Consider the following 1,106-nt stretch of genomic DNA (forward strand, 5'->3'; position numbering starts at 1 on the left):
CGGGCCTTGAACTCGTCGTCGTACTTGTTCGGCATGATGCAAACAACCTTCCCTCGAAAGAAGGTGTGCATCAAACCCGGGGTGGTTCACCGTAGCTTTCCGCTGCGGGTAGCGCCGATCCAGGGCGAGGCGCTTGACTCCTGGCTCGACGCGATCGCCCACCGGCACCACGTGCCACGCCGAGCTGTCATCGAGCGATGCGCCATCGCACCCATTTCGTTCTACGGGGCCTGGATACGCCTACTCACCCCCGCCGATATCGACGGAATCGCTCAGGCAACCGGCTACGGCCGCCATGTTGTCAATGCGTTGGCGTTGCCGCGCAGCGGAAGTGGTGTGGGCCCGCTCAGCGGTGGACGAACGCTGCTGTCCTCGACTTGGGACTGGCGCACCTCCTCACGTTGGTGCCCACAGTGCCTGACCGACACCGGAGGGCGCTGGCTGCTCGCATGGCGACTCAACTGGACCTTCGCCTGTCCTACCCACAAATGCCTGCTGCAGGACGGTTGCCCGAACTGCGCTGCGCCGCAACGCTACCGCCCACCCACCTACATGATCCCCGAGTTGGACCGATGTGCTCAACCGATCCTCGACCTCGTCGGGCAGCGGCGGCTTTGCGGCGCCGACCTGACCCGCGTTCAGCCAGCCGATCACCCCCTGAGCCTCTCGATGGCGCGGACCCAGCGGCTCATCAACGCGCTGCTCGCGGGAAGACCAAGGCGGCTCCGCGTGTACGGCGCACATCAACCGAGACCACACGAGATGCTCATGGACGTGAAAACCCTTGCTCGTACGTCTTCACACTTCTCGGCGGCGCCGCGGACTTAACGCTGCGCTCCGACAACGCTGTTGCCGCCAGCCCAGACCGCAGCAGCAAAGGACGAACCACGGCCCGACCCACGATGCCCTCCGCCGTGCACACCGCAAGAGCCAGTACCCTTGCCGCCGCGGTACTGGACGCTCACGACCCGACCGCCGCGCAGCACCTGCTCGCTGAGGTCATCCTCGCTGACGGCAAGTTCGAATCTTATCTGTAGGAGAGTGAGTTGGAAGTGCGGATGACCAGCGATGATACCGTCGCGGTCATGTCCGTGACGGGGCCATAG

General features: G+C 64.6%; 1 protein-coding gene. It reads left to right on the plus strand.

Going from position 1 to position 1,106, the window contains the following annotated elements; translation table 11 throughout:
• Window positions 1–36 precede the first annotated feature (36 nt).
• Entirely contained in the window at window positions 37–828 is a 792-nt protein-coding gene (locus MSZK_RS31725; RefSeq protein WP_099252457.1) for a TniQ family protein, read from the plus strand.
• Window positions 829–1,106: the final 278 nt, after the last annotated feature.

Source organism: Mycobacterium sp. shizuoka-1 (assembly GCF_002723835.1).
Taxonomy (GTDB): Bacteria; Actinomycetota; Actinomycetes; order Mycobacteriales; family Mycobacteriaceae; genus Mycobacterium.

Bases quoted from the DNA above. Each gene is read 5' to 3' on its own strand.
- MSZK_RS31725 (WP_099252457.1), top strand. From the start codon at position 37: ATGCAAACAACCTTCCCTCGAAAGAAGGTGTGCATCAAACCCGGGGTG.